This is a genomic window from Psychrobacter immobilis (assembly GCF_904846225.1).
Classification (GTDB): Bacteria; Pseudomonadota; Gammaproteobacteria; order Pseudomonadales; family Moraxellaceae; genus Psychrobacter; species Psychrobacter immobilis_F.
On the sequence record NZ_CAJGZJ010000004.1, the window covers coordinates 112,092 to 130,835 of the forward strand.

The 18,744-nt window shown below is 43.2% G+C and carries 16 protein-coding genes; 6 read left to right on the forward strand and 10 right to left on the reverse strand.

Translation table 11 applies throughout. The features are described 5' to 3' along the window. The first annotated feature begins 64 nt into the window (after positions 1 to 64). Complete coding sequence (locus tag JMX48_RS04595; RefSeq protein WP_201534894.1) at positions 65 to 835, forward strand: hypothetical protein; 771 nt, start codon at positions 65 to 67, stop codon at positions 833 to 835. 139 nt (positions 836 to 974) lie between these two features. On the opposite strand, the gene JMX48_RS04600 is transcribed toward JMX48_RS04595, so the two are convergent. Further along, positions 975 to 1,808, reverse strand: coding sequence for an IclR family transcriptional regulator (locus tag JMX48_RS04600; RefSeq protein ID WP_201534896.1), 834 nt, complete (start codon positions 1,806 to 1,808; stop codon positions 975 to 977). 176 nt (positions 1,809 to 1,984) lie between these two features. Here JMX48_RS04600 and JMX48_RS04605 point away from each other — a divergent pair, with 176 nt between their 5' ends. After that, complete coding sequence (locus JMX48_RS04605; protein WP_201534898.1) at positions 1,985 to 3,169, forward strand: acyl-CoA dehydrogenase; 1,185 nt, start codon at positions 1,985 to 1,987, stop codon at positions 3,167 to 3,169. A 214-nt stretch (positions 3,170 to 3,383) separates the two neighbouring features. Beyond that, positions 3,384 to 4,592: a CaiB/BaiF CoA transferase family protein gene (locus tag JMX48_RS04610; protein ID WP_201534900.1), complete on the forward strand. Its 1,209-nt coding sequence runs from the start codon at positions 3,384 to 3,386 to the stop codon at positions 4,590 to 4,592. 114 nt (positions 4,593 to 4,706) lie between these two features. Here the strand turns inward: JMX48_RS04610 and JMX48_RS04615 are convergent, their stop codons facing one another. After that, a complete protein-coding gene (locus JMX48_RS04615) occupies positions 4,707 to 5,477 on the reverse strand; it encodes an IclR family transcriptional regulator (RefSeq protein ID WP_201534902.1) in 771 nt (256 codons plus the stop codon). Between the two features lie 251 nt (positions 5,478 to 5,728). Here JMX48_RS04615 and JMX48_RS04620 point away from each other — a divergent pair, with 251 nt between their 5' ends. The 3 genes from JMX48_RS04620 to JMX48_RS04630 all read left to right on the forward strand — a co-directional run bounded on the left by JMX48_RS04620 (position 5,729) and on the right by JMX48_RS04630 (position 10,338). Further along, positions 5,729 to 7,192 carry an NAD-dependent succinate-semialdehyde dehydrogenase gene (locus JMX48_RS04620; protein ID WP_201534905.1) on the forward strand — a complete coding sequence of 488 codons (1,464 nt, stop codon included), beginning with the start codon at positions 5,729 to 5,731 and terminating at the stop codon, positions 7,190 to 7,192. A 129-nt stretch (positions 7,193 to 7,321) separates the two neighbouring features. Then, positions 7,322 to 8,584, forward strand: coding sequence for a 4-aminobutyrate--2-oxoglutarate transaminase (gabT, locus tag JMX48_RS04625; RefSeq protein ID WP_201534907.1), 1,263 nt, complete (start codon positions 7,322 to 7,324; stop codon positions 8,582 to 8,584). 311 nt (positions 8,585 to 8,895) lie between these two features. After that, a complete protein-coding gene (locus JMX48_RS04630; RefSeq protein WP_201534909.1) occupies positions 8,896 to 10,338 on the forward strand; it encodes an APC family permease in 1,443 nt (480 codons plus the stop codon). Positions 10,339 to 10,502: 164 nt separating this feature from the next. Here JMX48_RS04630 and JMX48_RS04635 read toward each other — a convergent pair whose 3' ends face one another. The 8 genes from JMX48_RS04635 to JMX48_RS04670 all read right to left on the reverse strand — a co-directional run bounded on the left by JMX48_RS04635 (position 10,503) and on the right by JMX48_RS04670 (position 18,453). Then, positions 10,503 to 11,876, reverse strand: a complete 1,374-nt coding sequence (locus JMX48_RS04635) for an NAD-dependent succinate-semialdehyde dehydrogenase (protein WP_201534911.1) — start codon at positions 11,874 to 11,876, stop codon at positions 10,503 to 10,505. A gap of 40 nt (positions 11,877 to 11,916) precedes the next feature. Continuing rightward, the gene (locus JMX48_RS04640) at positions 11,917 to 12,090 is read right to left on the reverse strand and encodes an agmatine deiminase family protein (RefSeq protein WP_201535154.1); all 174 of its coding nucleotides are present in this window, start codon (positions 12,088 to 12,090) and stop codon (positions 11,917 to 11,919) included. 61 nt (positions 12,091 to 12,151) lie between these two features. After that, on the reverse strand, positions 12,152 to 13,519 hold the full coding sequence (locus JMX48_RS04645) for a glycosyltransferase (RefSeq protein WP_201534913.1): 1,368 nt from the start codon (positions 13,517 to 13,519) through the stop codon (positions 12,152 to 12,154). Between the two features lie 155 nt (positions 13,520 to 13,674). Continuing rightward, positions 13,675 to 14,547: a TIGR03915 family putative DNA repair protein gene (locus JMX48_RS04650; protein WP_201534915.1), complete on the reverse strand. Its 873-nt coding sequence runs from the start codon at positions 14,545 to 14,547 to the stop codon at positions 13,675 to 13,677. Positions 14,548 to 14,612: 65 nt separating this feature from the next. Then, a complete protein-coding gene (locus JMX48_RS04655) occupies positions 14,613 to 15,881 on the reverse strand; it encodes a putative DNA modification/repair radical SAM protein (RefSeq protein ID WP_201534917.1) in 1,269 nt (422 codons plus the stop codon). Positions 15,882 to 16,163: 282 nt separating this feature from the next. Beyond that, positions 16,164 to 16,739, reverse strand: a complete 576-nt coding sequence (locus JMX48_RS04660) for a hypothetical protein (protein ID WP_201534919.1) — start codon at positions 16,737 to 16,739, stop codon at positions 16,164 to 16,166. 58 nt (positions 16,740 to 16,797) lie between these two features. Further along, positions 16,798 to 17,301: a hypothetical protein gene (locus JMX48_RS04665; RefSeq protein ID WP_201534922.1), complete on the reverse strand. Its 504-nt coding sequence runs from the start codon at positions 17,299 to 17,301 to the stop codon at positions 16,798 to 16,800. Between the two features lie 249 nt (positions 17,302 to 17,550). After that, the gene (locus JMX48_RS04670) at positions 17,551 to 18,453 is read right to left on the reverse strand and encodes a hypothetical protein (RefSeq protein ID WP_227687898.1); all 903 of its coding nucleotides are present in this window, start codon (positions 18,451 to 18,453) and stop codon (positions 17,551 to 17,553) included. Positions 18,454 to 18,744: the final 291 nt, after the last annotated feature.

An 18,744-nucleotide genomic window follows, 5' to 3' on the forward strand; every position in this document is an offset into this window, starting at 1 on the left:
ATAATGTAGGGGTCATCGCAGGTTTAGCTAAAAATAGTCTATCAAATAAATAGGAGCTGTTGTTATGTTATTTAATCCAGTGAGAAAAAGAGAAACTGCAATGATCGATTTCTTAATCAATACTGAATATGATGCAGAAAGACCGATGGGTAACGTTGCTTTGAGCGGTATAAATATGCTTATTGGTGATTGGATAGTCGGCTTAAAACCAGAAACTCAGGTTATCCTACCCAGTCGCATTGAGTGGCTACAAATGGCTATTGACACTAATGAGGTTTTTGATGGCCCTTATGAAAGTGAAACTTTCCATAAATATAACCTATATAAACACTTAGCACTTGCTAAATGGTTATATACAGGCATAGATAGCCAAGAGGATTGGCAACATTCTAAAGCCCTTTTCGTCGATAACTATGTCTCTGGAAATTGGTATGAAAAAAGAAAGTTTAGAACCGATGCTTTAGATGACTATTTAGCCTTATGTATCCAAGCAGAAAGTTATCAAGCTGGAGTTGATGAATTTGAAAAATATCACGGGCAGAAAAGCATCTCATTAAAGAGGAAGACGATAACACCTAGAGACTATGGTTATTTAGTTTGTCAAAATAAGTTAAACCCAGTTTACGACAATGCAACTATGATTGAGTTAGGCAGAAAGATATTGGTAGCTAATTTGGAAGATCACCCATGGCTAGGCTATGGTCAGTTCTCTACAGCGGCTATGTGGTTGAAAATAGTATATTGGCATAATGACAAAGATTTAACTCCAGAACAGACGCTTCTAAAGTGTTACGAAAATATGCCTAACGTCCCTAAACCTGATTTTATTTTATAGTGTAGAAATCGCTATGAACAGCCTCGTAGTTTAAAATTCGAGAGAATACGACCATAAAAATATGAACAGACAAATCTGAAATTAAAGACCGTACCGTTCGTAAGCTGATAAAAGCATAAAACGAAAACCCTTCTACTGGTCAGCTATCCAAGCCATGACCAATCCTTTCTGCCAATGCATGCAACTTCAACACAATCGTCGCCGCATAGCCATCTGAATCCCAGTTGGCACTTGGGACACTGGCATTTAGCGAATAAGCGTACTGTCCAGTTGCGATATCGTAAACCCCAACGGCGACTGCCAATATATCGGTAGAAAACTCACCGTCAGAGAACGTATAACCATATTCTTTATGGTGCTCTACTGCATCATCTAAAGTGATTTGCGCATGGCGATAGGCTTCTTCAGATAAACTTTCTTGCAAATTACTACGAATGACCGCCTGCCGTGACGCCGAGCTGACAGCATAAAAAGCGCGTCCAATTGCGGTATATGCCACGGGCACTGCTGAGCCAACTTGTAAGTTGACCGAAAGACGAGCAGGGCTGCGACAACAAGCGTGATAACGCATTTCTCCTTCGACTTCGGTGGCTAAATTCACCGATACTTCATGTTCACTGGCAAACTGCCGCATCAATGGTTCAGCAAATGCCACCATATCATGACGCAGCCATGCATTGGCGCTGAGCCTGACTGCACTACTTCCCAATTGATAATGTCCATGTTGTGTTGTACGTAAAAACCCAAGTGTGGTCAAGGTATGAATGAGGCGGGTAATGGTCGCTTTGGGCAATGTCGTCATTTGACATAATTGCTGGTGACTGAGCACCTCATGATGTTCAAAAGCAGCCAGTAACATCAACCCGCGCCCAAGAGCATTCACAAACTGTCGGTCGTTATCGTCTTTGCTTTGTTCAAGCGTACTATTTATTTGGTTCAGCAACGGCATGGCTGCTGGCAAGGACTTTGGCATTTTATACTCTTCTTTTTTTGATAAAGGTTTACAGTGCGGCGAAATTCTGCTTAAATAGTTTATATTATGAAACTAAGTTTCGCACAGCGGAATTAAGAAGTCAATAAACCACTAGCCTAATTTACAACATTGATCACTACTCATCGGTCAGAAAAGCTGACATCAAGGAGAGACACATGGCAACATCGACCAGCCCACGCTTTAATTGGGAAGACCCTTTTTTATTGCGCAATCAGCTCACTGACGAAGAGCGTATGGTAACAGACAGTGCCCAGCAATTTTTTCAAAAAGAGCTAATGCCCGGTATCATCGAGGCCAACCGTAACGAACATTTTGATCGTAACATCATGCGTCAAATGGGTGAAATGGGTTTACTTGGTGTGACCATCGAAGGTTATGGCTGTGCTGGTCTATCAAGTGTCGCCTATGGTCTGATTGCTAAGGAAGTGGAAGCCGTCGATTCAGGCTACCGTTCGGCGATGAGCGTGCAGTCAAGCCTAGTGATGCATCCTATTTGGGCATACGGTACCGAAGAGCAAAGAGAAAAATATTTGCCGAAGCTTGCGACAGGTGAGTACGTTGGCTGCTTTGGTCTGACTGAGCCAGATTCGGGTTCTGATCCTTCATCGATGTCAACGCGTGCGCGCGCCGTGGATGGCGGTTATGAGCTGACGGGTAACAAAATGTGGATTACCAACAGTCCTATCGCTGATGTGTTTGTGGTTTGGGCAAAAGATGACGCTGACGAGATCCGTGGTTTTGTTTTAGAAAAAGGTATGAAAGGGCTATCTGCGCCGAAGATCGAAGGCAAGTTCTCACTGCGTGCATCAGTTACGGGTGAAATCGTCATGGACAAAGTGTTCGTACCTGAGGCCAATGCTTTTCCAGATATTCGTGGTCTAAAAGGCCCATTTGGCTGCTTAAATAAAGCCCGTTACGGTATTGCATGGGGAACGATGGGTGCGGCTGAGTTCTGCTGGAAAGCGGCCCGTCAGTACACGCTAGATCGTAAGCAATTCGGTCGTCCGCTAGCTGCAACGCAGTTGGTACAGTTGAAGCTTGCCAACATGCAGACTGAAATCACCTTAGGTCTACAAGCCGCGCTACGTGTTGGTCGTTTGATGGATGAAGACAACGCTGCGCCTGAGATGATTTCCATGATTAAACGTAATAATTGTGGCAAGGCATTAGACATTGCTCGCATTGCTCGTGATATGCACGGTGGTAATGGTATTTCTGATGAATATCACATTATCCGTCATGTCATGAATTTGGAAGCGGTCAATACCTATGAAGGAACGCACGACATTCACGCACTGATCTTAGGTCGTTCGCAGACAGGTATTCAGGCATTTTACTAATTTTTTAGAAGAAAATCGTTAATACGGTTTTATCTCATTACGTGCGTTGCTGTCTGGCTTTTTACAAAGCATTTATAGACAGTAGCGTACGTTTTTTAGTTGTTATTCATCATTTATCTATCAGTTTCTTATTGAAAGATACAGAAAACTAAATGATGAATGGCAATTTTTTTAATAAATAAACAAAGAATACGTTACACAGTAAGGGAATATTATGATGGATATGGCCGATATACCAAAAGGTGCATTGCATGGTATCAAGGTACTCGATTTATCGAGAGTATTGGCAGGTCCTTCTTGTACCCAAGTACTTGCTGATTTGGGCGCAGAAGTTATCAAAGTTGAGCGTCCGCACATTGGTGATGAAACGCGCCATTGGGCACCGCCAGTATTCAGTGATGACACGTCTGCCTATTATGCGACCATCAATCGTAATAAAAAATCATTAACCGTAGACATTACCACGCCAGCAGGGCAGACCATTATCAAGCAACTCATCGCTGATAGTGATATCGTCGTTGAGAACTTTAAAGTCGGCGGTCTCAAAAAATACGGTCTAGATTACGATAGTCTAAAACTGGACAACCCGCGCCTGATTTATGCGTCTTTAACGGGTTTTGGTCAGACTGGGCCTGATGCCAAACGCCCTGGTTACGATTATATTATCCAAGGTCTGTCTGGGCTGATGAGTATTACTGGCCCGAGCGATGGCGAACCACACAAGGTCGGTGTGGCAGTCGTTGATTTGTTTGCCGGTTTGCAGCTGACGATTGGTATTCAAGCGGCATTATTGGCACGTCAACATAGCGGACTTGGACAACACGTTGATGTTGCTCTCTTAGACAGTGCGCTTTCTATGCTGGCCAACGTTGGTATGAATCATTTGGCGTCGGACAAAATACCACCGAGATTGGGCAATCAACATCCAAGTATCGTGCCTTATCAAGTGTTTGCCGCTGCAGGCGCCGCGCACTTTATCTTAGCTTGCGGCAATGATAGCCAGTTTGCCAAGCTTTGTGATGTGTTAGACGTTGATTGGCATACTGACGAGCGTTTTTTGACCAATCCAGCAAGAGTTGTAAATCGCAAGCTGCTATGCGATTGGCTGATGGATAAGTTTGCACAGCAACCGCGAGCGCATTGGTTGGCAGTCCTAGATCAGGCAGGTATTCCGTGCGGCGCGATTCATAACGTGGCTGAAGCCTTAGCTATGCCGCAAGTGCAAGCGCGCGAGATGATCATTGATTTCGCAGCACAAGGCAGCCCTGTCAGAGCACTGGGCAACCCTATTAAATTATCCGCATCGCCTGTCAGCTATCGTACACCGCCACCGCAATTGAGCGAACATACCGATAGCACACTTCATGATCTTGGTTATGACAGTGACATGATTGCCAAGCTTAAAGCGGATGGGATTGTTTGATTTTTTTAAAGCCGAACGATTATTTATTATCAATTCTGTGAAAAATTATCTTAGCCTTACTGTATTTTTTATAGTGGATTAACTATATATCATTTCATCATAAAGCTCATGACATTATCGTCCAGCGTTAGGAATAAACCCCAAACGCTGCTCAATTTCCTCAGCCAACTCAATCAGCACCGCGCTGACCTCAGCCCGCTTGACTTCATACTCTCTTTGTAAAAAACTCACCGCCATACCTGCAACCGCTTTGCCTGAGGCATTGCGTACGTACGTGCCCAAACAATACATACCCTCGCGCAGTTGCCCATCATCGAGTGAGATGCGGCTGTCTTGAATTGCCGTGAGCTCCTTAGATAAATCGGTAAAATTATCGACACCGTATGGCGTCATAGGTGTAGGAAAGCCTTGTGCATATAGGGATTTTATACTGTCCATAGACAATGTCGAAAGCATGGCTTTACCCGTGGCAGAAAAAACCGCAGGAATGCGAACACCCGCACGGAAAGTAAAACCGAGCGGCGCGGGCGACTCATGACAGGCCAAAAACACCACTTCCCCTAAATCCAGTTTCGACAAGGTAACCGTGTGCTGAAGTAACACAGGATACTGCACGATAAGGTCTTTGAATAACTGAACCACGCCCTGCTGCTGCTCATACTTACCTGCCCAATACATCAAATACGAGCCTAAATGAAAGCGACTGTCAGTGTCTTTATAGATGACATGCTTGGCCAATAAGCTTTGCAATATATTATGGGTTGAGCTACGAGGCAGCATCAATTCTTTAGCAATATAAGCCGCCGTCAAAGGCTGCGGGCTGTCGGTAATTAAATCCAGAATTTGAAAGGTTTTGTCCAATGCAGGAACGGCAGTCAAGCTCATAAAAACCTCTAAAAGTTAGTAAAATAAAAAATTGTGACAATAAAAAAATTATTAATTGATTAAAAAAATGACATTAAGGGTTGCAAAGTGAAGGTTATCCTTTCTATAATGATGTCTCGCATATAGAATTTGTGTTCAGTATATTGAACAAATAATAAGTTATCAATAATTATTTTATACCTAACCTTTTATTTATAACTATTTACTTCTCGTTATAAACCTGCAATTCCTAATTAACAAGGAGCGTTAATATGTCAAATACGCTACAGCTATCGAACCCAGATCTACTAAAACAAAAATGCTTCATTAAAGACGGTTGGCATGATGCCAGTGATGACGCTGCCATTGATGTAAACAATCCTTTTAATGGTGACATCATTGGTACAGTGCCAAGTCTTACCACAGACGACGTCAATGACGCTGTTGCTTACTCTCATGAAGTGCAAATCGCTTGGGCTGCTAAAACAGCGCAAGAACGTGCTGAGTTACTGCAAAAATGGGCAGACCTCATTGATGCCAATAAAGAAGATCTTGCTATTATCATGACTGCTGAGCAAGGCAAGCCTTTAACCGAATCTCGTGGTGAAGTGGGTTATGCCAATAGCTTTATTCGCTGGTTTGCAGAAGAAGGCAAGCGTGTTTATGGTGATGTCATTCCTGCCAATAAATCGCAATTACGCCATGTCATCTTAAAGCAGCCAGTCGGTGTTTGCGCGGCTATTACGCCTTGGAACTTCCCAGCTGCCATGATTACTCGCAAAGCAGCACCTGCATTAGCGGCAGGCTGTACGATCATCATCAAGCCAGCTACCGAAACGCCATTTTCTGCATTAGCATTAGGCGTGTTGGCTGAGCAAGCAGGTATTCCAGCAGGCGTCATTCAAGTAGTCACTGGCAAATCATCTACCATCGGTGAAATCCTCACGGGCGATGCACGCATTCATAAATTGTCTTTCACAGGTTCTACCGAAGTCGGTCGTACGTTGATGGCTCAATGTGCACCAACCATCAAAAAGCTGTCATTGGAGCTTGGCGGCAATGCGCCATTTATCGTCTTTGATGATGCTGATCTCGAAAAAGCAGCGGAAGGCTTAATTGCTTCTAAATATCGCAACGCGGGTCAAACCTGCGTTTGTGCTAACCGTGTCTATGTACAAGACAGCATCAAAGATCAGTTCTTAGACATATTCGTGAAAAAAGTAGCCGAATTAAAAGTCGGTAACGGCATGGACGAAGGCGTGGATATTGGCCCTCTTATCAACAAAAAAGCCTTAGAAAAAGTGCAGGCATTGCTTAAAGATGCGCTAGATAAAGGCGCGACGTTAGTGACAGGTGGCAGCACTAACGACACCTCAGAGCTGGCCTACAATCCGACCATAGTTACCGATATCAATAGTGATATGGACATTGCTTCTGAAGAAATCTTTGGCCCTATTGCGACCATCTTTACTTTTAAAGACGAAGAAGAAGTTATTCGTGCTGCCAACGACACTATTTATGGCTTAGCGGCTTACTTCTATAGTGGCGGTTATGCTCGCTCATGGCGTGTGACGGAAGCCCTTGAATACGGCATCGTTGGTCATAACACAGGTTTAATTTCTACAGAAGTTGCCCCGTTTGGCGGCGTGAAGCAGTCTGGTTTTGGCCGTGAAGGCTCAAAATACGGCATCGAAGAATATGTCGTGACCAAATATTGGTGTTCTGACGTCAGTTAATTTTTGACTTCAACATCATACTTTTAGCTGTTCATTAAAAAGTTCCACTACTTAGCATCTAATGCTTGTTAAATGAGCTGCCATCTAATCAATGGCACTCATATTAAAAATAAAGAAAAGGACATTCCTATGACTACGACCAACCAATCATTACTTGAGCGCCGCAAAGCTGTTTTACCAACAGGACTTGGTGTGGCTTTTCCTATCTTTGCAGAAAGAGCAAAGAACTCAGAAGTTTGGGATGTGGAAGGCAAGCGCTATATCGATTTTGTCGGTGGTATCTCAGTATTAAATACGGGTCACAGCCATCCAAAAATCACTCAGCGTGTGCATGAGCAGCTCGATAAATTTACTCATACTGCCGCACAGATGATCAACTACGAATGCTACGTTGATCTTGCTGAAAAGCTTTGCGAAAAAGCCCCTATCAGTGGTGAGAAAAAAGCGTTCTTTTTGACCACAGGTGCTGAAGCAGTCGAAAACTGTATCAAGATTGCTCGTGCGAAAACAGGTCGTCCAGGTGTCATCTCTTTCGTTGGTGGCTGGCATGGTCGTACGTTAATGTGTTTGAGCCTAACGGGTAAAGTATTGCCATACAAAAAGAACTTCGGCCCGATGCCAGGTCCTGTTTTTCATGCGCTATTCCCTGCTGAAGAATTGAATGTCACAGAAGCACAAGCACTGCATAGCCTTGAGATGATTTTTCAAGCGGATATCGATCCTAGTGAAGTGGCGGCGATGATAATTGAGCCGGTACAGGGCGAGGGCGGTTTCCATCAGGTTACACCATCATTTGCCAAAGCGTTACGCGCTATCTGTGATGAGCATGGCATCGTACTGGTTTTTGATGAAGTGCAGTGTGGTTTTGCAAGAACAGGTACGTTGTTTGCGGGTGAGCAATTGGGTGTTGAGCCGGATCTTATGACCAGTGCCAAGAGTTTGGCTGGTGGTTATCCTATCTCTGCAGTCATCGGTCGTGCTGACATTATGGATGCCCCGCAAGTAGGCGGCTTGGGTGGTACTTATGCGGGTAATCCCCTTGCTTGTGTGGCGGCGCTCGCTGTTATAGAAGTAATCGAAGAAGAAAACCTGCTGGAGCGTAGTATTGAGATTGGCGATAAAATCGAATCATTCTTAAAAGACCTCAATCTAAGCAGTATCGGTAATATACGTCACAAAGGTGCCATGTTAGCGTTCGACTTAGTCGATAGCGAAGGCAAACCAGATGCTGAAGCAACGGCTAACCTAAAAGCAAAATCATTTGAGCAAGGTTTGCTACTAGCGTCTTGCGGCATGTACGGCAACGCGATTCGTGTCATGGTGCCGTTGACGGTTGAAGATGAGGTGCTACAAGAAGGCCTTGATATCATCAAGTCGATACTCGTCGCATAATTTGTCTGATAAAAAACCATCGCAATTGATGGTTAGTGACCACTGTAAGCAACAAGGCCACTTTTGGCGCATATCGCAGCATGCGTGTGTTCAACAACGGCGTCTTGTATCGCAAGGCGCCGTTTTATCGTTTTAGTTATCGAATAATGATGAATGATAATTGATGGCTTGGTCATTATTGATGAGTGCGGTACTGGTTATAATTAGGCTTTACTCATCAATATACAACCATTATGGGTGCTGTCTGAACCATTAGGATTTAGAGAGTTTACAAGGATTGAGATGGATGACAAAAAGACAAGGAGTAAGTTATGTCTGAGTTAAAAAAAACGTTGGGTGTGTTTGATATCATCGCGCTGGCATTTGGTGCGATGGTCGGTTGGGGCTGGGTCGTACTGGCAGGTGGTTGGATAATCTCGGCAGGTACATGGGGCGCAATGAGCGCCTTTTTGATCGGTGGACTTGTGGTTATCTTGATCGGCGTGGCATATGCTGAACTGGCCGCATCAATGCCCATCACAGGGGGCGAACATACCTATACGCACAGAGCATTGGGAGTGAATGTCTCCTTTATCTGTTCGTGGAGTATTTTGTTTGGTTATTTTTCTGTCGTAGCATTTGAGGCGGTGGCACTGCCTACCGTTGTCGAATATGTCATTCCCAATTATAGCCAAGGTTATCTTTGGAATATCGCTGGCTGGGATGTCTATGCCACGTGGGTGGCTGTCGGAATGATCGGTTCAGTGATTGTCACATGGCTGAACATACGTGGTATGGAAGTCAGTGCGTGGTTCCAAAAAACAGCAGTAGTGGGTATTTTCCTCGTCGGTATATTACTGTTCGTTGGTGCTGTGCTGTTCAATCCTGAAACGTCAAACTCGGTACAAGCGCCTAACTTTATCGGCGGTATGGGCGGCATCATGACCGTGATGGTAATGGTACCGTTTTTGTTCGTTGGCTTTGACGTGATTCCGCAGGCGGCAGAAGAAATTAACCTGACTCGTCCAAATATCGGCAAATTTTTGATTGTCTCTATTATTATTGCCGTACTTTGGTATGTGGCTGTCGCTTGGAGTGTGGGCAAGACATTACCGCTATTACAAGCGCAAGACTCAACATTGGCCACTGCGGATGCAATGACCAATGCTTGGAATGGTAAATGGGCGGGTACTTTGCTGGTTATTGGCGGTGTGCTGGGTATTTTATCGAGCTGGAATGCGTTTCTTATCGGTGGCAGTCGTTTGTTATATGCGATGGGCAAAACGCACATGTTGCCGCAATTTCTCTGCAAACTACATCCTAAGTACAATACGCCAGTCAATGCGATTTTGTTGATCGGTGGTTTGGCGACACTAGCGCCATTGTTTGGTCGCAAAATGCTCGTGTGGATTGTTGATGCGGGCGGCTTTGGTATCGTGATCGCTTATACTTGTGTGGCTATCTCGTTCTTAGTATTGCGTTACCGTGAGCCTGATATGGTACGTCCGTTTAGAGTACCAGCGGGTAAATTGGTTGGTATCATCACCATTATTCTCAGTCTTGGTATGTTGGCGCTCTATCTACCGGGCATGCCATCTGCACTCGTCGCTATTGAGTGGTGGATATTCCTAGGCTGGACAGTGCTTGGTATCGCGTTGTATGGCTATGCCACGATGAAGAATCCTGGTAAGAGTAAAGAAGTCATGGATCATGAATTGCGTGAGCTGAAAATCATGAACCAGCAATGGTTAAAAGAAAATCCATATAAAAAATAGCGTTATTTTAATTAGAGCGTGTCATCATTTAGATTTTAAGACCACTAAATGATTAAGTGTGCTAATTGATGACATGCCCTAGTTAATGACATAAAAAAATCCTAACGTTTGACGTTAGGATTTTTTTTTCATTGATTAAGGCTTTATTTATCAAGGTTTATTTACTAAGATTTATCGCGAATCAATTTATAGTTCAAGAATTCAGTGATACCCAGCGTACCAAGCTCACGGCCAAATCCTGAGCGTTTAACGCCGCCAAACGGAGTATTTGCTTCAGTACCAGAAGGCGCGTTAATGGTCACCATACCAACTTCTAATTTGTCGGCAATTTCAGCGGCCAGTACTGCATCTTGGGTTTGAATAGAAGCGCCAAGTCCGAAAGGCACATCATTGGCGATTTTGATAGCATGGTCGACATCACGAGCTTTGTAGATGACGGCGACAGGGCCAAATAGCTCTTCACGGTAGACATCCATTGACTCATTGACGTCTGTCAGTACAGCAGGTTTGAACCAAGCACCGGGCTTGTCTTTGACCATACCGCCTTCTACTAGAACCGTTGCGCCTGCTTGAACAGCACTGTCTAACTGCTTTTGCAGATTGACCGCAGCAGCCTTTGAAGACATTGGGCCGATAAAGGTTTTTTCATCCAAAGGATCAGCCAAAGTCATCGTGCGTACGGCATCAGTAAAGCCTTCAACGAATTGATCGTAGACAGATTCAATGACGATGAGGCGTTTGGCCGCGTTGCAGGCTTGTCCGGCGTTACCAAATCGACCAGAGATAGCACCTTTTATGGCTTGTTTGATATCGGCATCAGCCGCAACGATGAAAGCATCTGAGCCGCCCAGTTCTAAGACGACTTTTTTGAGTGCGCCGCCAGCTTCTTTTGCGACGGCTTGTCCCGCGCGTTCAGAGCCAGTCAATGAAACACCTTGTACACGTTTGTCGTTAATAATGGTTGCTGCCTGCTCATTGGTAGCAAAAATATTGTTATAAACGCCATCAGGTACGCCCGCGTCTTTGAAAATATCAACGATAACTTCTGCGGTCTTAGGACATTGAGGCGCGTGCTTTAAAATGATGGTATTACCCGCCATAAAGTTTGGCGCGACAAATCGTGCTACTTGATAATGCGGATAATTCCACGGCATGATACCTAGCAACACGCCGACAGGGTGTTTCTCTACCAAAGCTGAACCTGAATCAACGTCGATGGTATTTGGCGCTAGTAGCTGCTCTGCGTTGTCTGCATAGTAGCGATAAATTTCAGCGACCAGCCCAATCTCACCTTTTGCTTGTGCAACAGGCTTGCCCATTTCATTGGCGACGATGCGAGCCAGCTCATCTTGACGCTCAAGATAGATATCGGCAATTTTATGAAGCAGCGCGCTACGTTCATTTAATGAAACCGGACGCCAGTCTTGATATGCGCTGTCAGCCTGTTCAATGGCTTGCTGGATATCTTGTTCGGTTGCTGTAGGGTAGGTTGCGTCAACTTCACCAGTGGCTGGGTTGTCAATTTGATAATCGCTCATAGTTATTTCCTTGGGTTCAAAATCCATTTGTGTGCATTTTTTATTCTGATATTTTTGGGTGCTGCTGAGTAATACAGTGAATATTACTGCCACCAAAAACACTCTCTCTCGTTGGTACTCCCACTACTTGGTGCTGGGCAAAGACTTTTTCAAGCTGCTTAATGATTAAAGTTTCATTACTTTCACAGTCACTAATTGCGCTACTTCTAAAAATGGAAGTAGCGTTTTTTTTGCTTAAGTTATATGGTTATCAGTAGGCTAAATAGTGATTTACACTAGGTTTGCAGCGTATTATTGTCTGGAATGGTTTTTGAGGCAACGAGCGGCTTCGAGATATCTGTTATTTTCGGCGTTCGTTTGGTTAGTTGTACTTTAGCGTTTTTATCAGCAGTTTCAAGCGATGGAATAACAGACTCAGAATCTTTATCACTAATCTCGCGGATAGGCTTAGCGGATTTTTTTAAGGTTTTTCTCGTTCTTCTTATGGCTATAGCATCGATTGCGGCTTGTTCTTCTGCTAGCGCCATGTCGTGCAAGTTTTGATAGACCCCAAGGGTTTCTTCAATCATCTCACGCATGGTGAATTGATTTGTCATTTCGGGACGTGTGACACTTTCTAGCTGATTTCTAACAGCCTTACAAAGCGATTTGGCGTTATAGTTTTTTACCAGTCCTTGCGGATAAAGAGGCTGTAGAATCTCACTAAAAGCCGCTTGATCCCAACCAATAACGGGTGTTCCTAAATGAATCGCTTGTAGCGCATTGATACCAATCGATTCGGGCTCGTTAGCAAGCGCCATTACGATATTGGTCGCTGAGAGCCACTCACGCATGTCATTGCGTTTGCTACCTACATAAGTGATGCGGTCAGCCAAACCTAATGCGTTAGTGCGCTGACGAAAATCTTCATGAGCGACATTATTGTCTCTATAATCTTCGTCCATAATAATGGCGTGGATGTTGGGAAATTGCTCTTGTAAATTACCCAAAATATCAATCAGCCATTCTTGGCCATATTCGTTACCAATGATGGTGGGAAATACCAGCCACTTTTTATGCTCAAGCTCAGGATATTCAGCGAAAGTGTGGCGTAACCAATAGACAGAAGGGTTGTGCCGATAAGGATAGCGACGAGTATCGACTCCGCGATAAATCCGTTTGATGACTTTAGGGTCAGCGTCTTCAAGACGTAACCCTTTTTTTAGATAATTGGTGACACTATCAGACACCGTAATAATAGTATCAACATCAAGTAGTGCTTGTGAGTATTTATTGATAGGATAAAAGCCATACATGGTTGAAACTATCTTTGGCATACGTTTGACACGCGCGCGGCGCAAGGCAAAATGTAGTATCCAAGCAGGGGTGCGCGAATGTACATGAATCACGTCAGGATCATATTTTTCAATCAGATGGCGTAGCGTAGGGACTTGCAATAATGACAGCCAAGACTTTTTATTCATATGCAATTGATGATAGTCATTACCGTCACGCTTGAGACGTCGCACCAAATCATTGTCTTCGTCAGCACTAGAGACAATAATGGAGGTATGCCCATTTTTAACCAATGCGCGTCCAAGATGAAAAATACCGCGCTCGGATTCATCATGCTTTAGAGACGATAATAGACGCATAACTTTCATAATAGCGGAGGTCACTGGTTGATAATATCAAGCTGCTATTGTCAGTTAAAAACGCCCAAAACTCAACCATCCAGATAAAAAGATGCATTGAAACTATGGCTATTTTTAAAGTTAAGTCAGTAATAACGGGTAAAATTAAAAAACGACCAAGATACTTAGCGACGTTTTTGTAGATGCTCGGCATTGGGCAGTACTTGTTTTTCACTCAAGTATTTCCAGTAGCGTTGAGGCATATGCTGCTTGTGCAGTCGAGTGTTTTTGCGCTCTTTAATATTGACGTTGGTAAAGTAACCTTGCCAAAACCGTTGATAGCGCTGCTCATCAGCGCTATGAATGCTGGCGGGATTACGAAGTACCGCATCATCCAGATCCGTAATGGTTTGCAACTCAGCAGGACGTGCGCGTGTGCTTTTACTCTTATCATAATAAATACCGTAGCCGCGAGTCAGATCATAAATCGCCCAATGCTGATCTTGGTAACGTTGACGAAAATGCTCACCAATTAATGGTAACACATTAAAATCGGGTGCCACACGCGCAAAGTAAATGTCATCAGTCGTGTGCTCAAAGCGTACAAAAGCTTCCATACGATGTTTTTCGCGTCCTACAGACTTGACCGTTTGCACCAATTCAAGCACCTCTAAATTACCCAAGTCTTGCATGATAGGGCGGCTAGGATAGTCAATGGCATACTTAACCACATGAAATAAAGTGGTGCCGATATCGTTTTTCTCAGATAAAAAACCCCACAGGATATTGCGCATACCAGAGCGACCTAAGAGTTTATGCAGTTTTGTCAGTACGCGCTCAGCATTGTCTTTATTCGTATCCACGCTAACTACTTGAGCGATTAATGAAGGCACATAACCGTCCTGAGCGATTAGTTGTAATACTGGATCGTCTTGTAATCTGTTGGCATAAACATAAAATACCGCACTGAGCCAACCCTCAAAACTTGGCTCATAGAGCACGATACTGGGTGTCAATTGACCAACAGCATAAGAAGCATTTAATGCAAGTTGTGACATTTTTTATCCTAAAATAACTTTAGAAAATAGCCGCTCATTTCGAAAATAGTGTTTTTGCTGAGTATTTAAAACAGAGAAAGCTGACCAGTACGCTGATCTTTAAATTTGGTCTGCGTTTGCGCCAGCACATATTGACGAAAGTTATCGCGGGTTAAGTGCGCCAGATGCTCATTTTTACCCGTTGTGGCAATAAAATATTTGGCACGATTAACCGCAGCGCCCATCTTTTTTAGATGATATAACGTCAATTGATTAAACTTACGCGCTTTCACTATTTTTTTAGCCGTTTTCGTACCGATACCAGGAATTCGTACAATCATCTCATAAGTGGCAGTTTGGATATTGACAGGGAAGTGTTCACGATGGCGTATTGCCCAAGCCAGTTTGGGATCACAGTCTAAATCCAAAAATGGTGATTCTGGTTCGACAATTTCGTGCGCGCCAAAACCATAAAAACGCATCAACCAATCGGCTTGATAAAGGCGATTCTCCCGTATCATCGGCACAGGCGTTCCAATCGCTGGCAGGCGACTGTCGGACAACATGGGCACATAACCGGAATAATAGACACGCTTGAGATCATACTGCTGATAAAAGTGACTCGATAGCTGAATCACTTGTAGATCGGTTTCATTACTAGCACCGACAATCATTTGGCTAGTCTGACCAGCTGGTACAAATTTTGGCGCTTTCTTATGGGTCTTACGGCTTTCACGAATGGTGATAATCTCTTCTTTTACCGTTTCCATCGGCGCTTTTAGCTGCTCGTGAGATTTTTCTGGCGCGAGCAATGCCAGTCCTGAGATGGTAGGAATTTCGATATTGACGCTTAAGCGATCTGCGTATAGCCCTGCTTCTAACAACAACTCTTTTGACGCACCGGGAATGGTTTTTAGGTGAATATAACCATTAAAACGCTCACGAGTCCGCAATATCTTGGCGACCTCGACTAAACGCTCCATCGTATAATCGCCGCTTTTAAAGATACCTGAGCTGAGAAATAACCCTTCGATATAATTACGACGATAAAACTGCATGGTCAAATCAACCACTTCTTCAACGCTAAAAGCGGCGCGCGGGGTGTCATTGCTCTTGCGTGAGGTACAATAAGCACAGTCGTAAATACAGTGATTGGTCAGTAGGATTTTAAGTAAGCTGACACAGCGACCATCTTCAGTGTAGCTATGGCAAATACCCGTTGCTGAGGCATCACCAAGACCACCGCCTTGATTTTTGCGAGTACCAGCGGAGGAGGAGCAAGAGACATCATACTTAGCGGCATCGGCTAAAATATTGAGCTTACCTTGGAGTCGTTCATAATTGATAGTTGCCATAGCGATATTTACCAATACATTAACAGAATGCTATTTTATCAAATTGAATGGTAAGTCACTGTAATAATTGAGGAAATGGCAATATCATACGACAACTGTTGTCGTGTCACTAATAGAGAGTTGACAGTATATTTATGGATTATATAGTCAGTTTAATATAAAAATGATACACAACTCATAGCGTAAAACGGGTATTAATTTTGCTTGCTTGCTGTCCCTGCGCAGACAGAGGCTGCAAAAAATGAACACCAGTTGTACTGTATCGCCTTTGTGTGGACTCTATTATATAAATATCTGCTCAGCTAGCAATCCTAAGACAAATCCACCCAATGTACATGCAAAGCCAAGCAACATTATAGGAATTGAAAGCATAGTAAGCAGCTGCGACTGACTCTTTCGAACCTCGATTGAGTATTTTTTTAGATCTATATCTGCGAAGGGCAGTACGTCTCCAATGATTTTTTGAAAGCTTGAGACACTTGAGCCTGCAACGAGATTTAATTGGTAATGACCGACGTCAGCAGCGAAAGTAAATATCTCCATACTGCCCGTTGAGAAGTTATTAGAGCTTGGCGACATGATTGAGGGACTGAGATTAATGACTTGGTCAGTAGAGGTGTTACAAATTTGAGGACGAAATTTGGTAATAGGTGTTTTTTTTAAAAGCGGCCCTTTTTGCCAAATGGAATAAATACCTGATTCTGAAATGGTGAAATAGCCCATTCTATCAAGGTACGGTAGCTCTAATAATACTTGACCTGTGAAAGCACTTCTAAACAGCTTAACACCTTTATACAAAATAAATATGCCGATAGGAACAAGACAGAAGAGCAGTATTTTAAGGGTTAGGAGGCTCATTGATTTGGCTTCTATTACTATTTATGTGCATTTATATCTTTATCGCCTAATTTAAACGCTAACCAACAATGCAAGGGTTAGGTAGATAGAAAGTATCATTACTATCCATAAGCGCTGTGACGATAAGACCGCCTTTTTTGTCAAATTCAACGTCATATTTTGGCTGTACTGCGGACTCACTTATACCATAAGTTGAAGGCAATACTATCTTTTTGTCAGAAAAGAAACGACGGGCAATCCATAGTTTTTTATCATTATCATATTCAACAGTACATCGACTTTTTGCACTAAAGTTGAAGTATAAGTCAAAATTTTGCTTTTTATCGCCACGACCGAATAATATATTAGAACCACATGGACTACCACAACCAATATAAACATGATAAGTATCTTTATCAATTTTTTTAAGCGAAGTATGATCCCAACCATAGCCGCCCATTCCATCCATAAGCACGGTTTCTGTTACTTTGCCATTATTTAAGGTTTCGCTTTTAAGGATATAACCATCATCGCAATATTCAACATCATTTTTAGTTATGTAAGAAGTGCAAATTTTGGACATGTAAAAGCTATCATCAAGAGGCAGCTCAGTTGTTTTAGCCCACAATGTATTGTTAAAAATACAACTATAGCAAAGTATGACAAGTGATCTTAACAGTATGGATTTATGCATAAGAATGACCACAAATTTTTAAATTAAACAAACTATAGCAAATTATTGTTCACTTATTACGTATTTTTGCAGATAAAAAAGACCTTGAACAAACAAGATCTTTAAGATTTCATACTGAGTAAATTATAGAAGGTTTAATTACTGAACCTTAGCGCGAATCACGACTGTTTGCGGGGCATTCGTCGCCAAATTTGCTAAATTCCATTTGAGTCCAGAGTAATTTTCTTGCACAACGATAGTGTTGCCCACTTGCTGAATAGTTTGATAGCTGTCACCGCCCATGGTCGCAAGCGTTGGTAGCGAGCTGTTCAATGACACCAGTTGCACACCACTTGGCAAAGATATCATTGCGTTGATGTCATTGACCGGTTGTGCGGTGGTGTTGGTATAAGTGGTGTGATATTCGATAATGTCACCGGGAGCGATATGGTTGGCAGGAACAGCAACTTCACGCCCAGCGCTATTTTTTAGGATTTTCATGACCTTAGTTTGGGCGTTAACAACATCCGGTGTGCTGAAAGTAGGGGTCAGTTGTAGAGCGTCTACAGAGGTCGTCGTTACCTGATTGGTAACTGGCAATTGTGTCGCCACCGCAACAGGTGATACTTGGGTCACGGTGTTGACGGGCGTAGTAATAACATTAACCTTAGAGACGGTATTAGTCATCTGATTGGTCACAGGCACGCTAGTGACAGTGGTGCTGCCTTGCGTCACAACTGTATTACTACCGCCACCCTGACTAATGACATAACGTGGAACAGTGGTGACTTGCGTTACGGCATACGGCATCCCGTCTTGCATACTAATACCGTTAGGGGTTGCCGTGATAGTCGCCGTTTTGCCATTAGAGTATTGCTCGACGACCGTCGTGCTGCTACCGACAGGCGAGCTAATGGCTATTTCTGGAGCGGCATTGGCTGAAGATATAGCAAATACGCTACCTGCCAAAATTGCTGAAACAGCAGTGAGAATGGATGTTTTTTTAACAACCGTTTTTTTAGCAATAACCATTGAGGCTGATGTGGCAAAGTTCATGTCCATAAAAGATTCCCTTAAAATAACGATAAATGAAACAGCAATGAATAACGCTTAGATAAACAAAACCCTCGTTAAATGACAATACATGTCAAATAACGAGGGTCAAAGTATTGGAAATAGCTGAGTAAGTTCAGCTATTTATCCATCATTATTTTTATCAGATACCAAGCCAAGCACTCATCATTAAATACACGGCTCAACTGTCTGTATTCAAGCAATTATGCGCTAAAACGAATTAAGTAAAAAAGCAGCATTGTGTAACTGTGCCTCTATAAAACGCGTCCGCTATCAAAG

What these genes read in the sequence shown, in the direction of transcription:
- JMX48_RS04645 (WP_201534913.1), bottom strand. Translation starts at nt 13,519, where the DNA reads ATGAAAGTTATGCGTCTATTATCGTCTCTAAAGCATGATGAATCCGAG.
- JMX48_RS04650 (WP_201534915.1), bottom strand. Translation starts at nt 14,547, where the DNA reads ATGTCACAACTTGCATTAAATGCTTCTTATGCTGTTGGTCAATTGACA.
- JMX48_RS04630 (WP_201534909.1), top strand. Translation starts at nt 8,896, where the DNA reads ATGTCTGAGTTAAAAAAAACGTTGGGTGTGTTTGATATCATCGCGCTG.
- gabT (WP_201534907.1), top strand. Translation starts at nt 7,322, where the DNA reads ATGACTACGACCAACCAATCATTACTTGAGCGCCGCAAAGCTGTTTTA.
- JMX48_RS04655 (WP_201534917.1), bottom strand. Translation starts at nt 15,881, where the DNA reads ATGGCAACTATCAATTATGAACGACTCCAAGGTAAGCTCAATATTTTA.
- JMX48_RS04665 (WP_201534922.1), bottom strand. Translation starts at nt 17,301, where the DNA reads ATGTCCAAAATTTGCACTTCTTACATAACTAAAAATGATGTTGAATAT.
- JMX48_RS04595 (WP_201534894.1), top strand. Translation starts at nt 65, where the DNA reads ATGTTATTTAATCCAGTGAGAAAAAGAGAAACTGCAATGATCGATTTC.
- JMX48_RS04605 (WP_201534898.1), top strand. Translation starts at nt 1,985, where the DNA reads ATGGCAACATCGACCAGCCCACGCTTTAATTGGGAAGACCCTTTTTTA.
- JMX48_RS04610 (WP_201534900.1), top strand. Translation starts at nt 3,384, where the DNA reads ATGATGGATATGGCCGATATACCAAAAGGTGCATTGCATGGTATCAAG.
- JMX48_RS04635 (WP_201534911.1), bottom strand. Translation starts at nt 11,876, where the DNA reads ATGAGCGATTATCAAATTGACAACCCAGCCACTGGTGAAGTTGACGCA.
- JMX48_RS04670 (WP_227687898.1), bottom strand. Translation starts at nt 18,453, where the DNA reads ATGGACATGAACTTTGCCACATCAGCCTCAATGGTTATTGCTAAAAAA.
- JMX48_RS04600 (WP_201534896.1), bottom strand. Translation starts at nt 1,808, where the DNA reads ATGCCAAAGTCCTTGCCAGCAGCCATGCCGTTGCTGAACCAAATAAAT.
- JMX48_RS04615 (WP_201534902.1), bottom strand. Translation starts at nt 5,477, where the DNA reads ATGAGCTTGACTGCCGTTCCTGCATTGGACAAAACCTTTCAAATTCTG.
- JMX48_RS04620 (WP_201534905.1), top strand. Translation starts at nt 5,729, where the DNA reads ATGTCAAATACGCTACAGCTATCGAACCCAGATCTACTAAAACAAAAA.
- JMX48_RS04660 (WP_201534919.1), bottom strand. Translation starts at nt 16,739, where the DNA reads ATGAGCCTCCTAACCCTTAAAATACTGCTCTTCTGTCTTGTTCCTATC.